Genomic DNA, 518 nt, shown 5'->3' on the forward strand with positions numbered 1-518 from the left:
ATAGGATTGGAACTGAAGGATACCAAAACCCACATCACCCACACATTAGAGGGTGACAACCCTGGGTTCGACTTCCTAGGATTTAACATCCGGCAATATAGAGTCGGAAAATACAAAACCGGGAAAAACGCACACGGTAATCCACTAGGCTTCAAAACCTTCATCAAACCCAGCAATCAAGCCATCAAAACCCATTACAAGAAACTGAAAGGGATAGTAGACTCCCACAACGCAGCACCGCAAGAGGGGTTAATAAGAAGCCTCAATCCGGTCATCAGAGGATGGAGCAACTACTACTCAACAGTAGTGTCTAAGGAAGTCTTCTCTCAAATGGATAATTTACTATTTTGGAAATTAGCCAGATGGGGAAACCGAAGACACCCCAACAAAACAGCAAAGTGGGTGGCCAAAAAATACTGGCAAGCAATAGGAAATCGGCACTGGGTATTTGCAACACGAGCGGAATCAAACCCAATCAAATTGCGATACCACTCCGAGACTCCAATTGTCAGACACGT

1 protein-coding gene is annotated in these 518 nt (G+C 44.8%); it reads left to right on the forward strand.

From position 1 onward, the window contains the following. A partial coding sequence (locus tag LKK83_RS10265; RefSeq protein WP_324631000.1) for a group II intron maturase-specific domain-containing protein occupies positions 1-518 on the forward strand: 518 nt, incomplete at both ends.

Origin of the sequence: Phormidium sp. CCY1219 (assembly GCF_035615515.1) — a bacterium.
Taxonomy (GTDB): Bacteria; Cyanobacteriota; Cyanobacteriia; order Cyanobacteriales; family Laspinemataceae; genus CCY1219.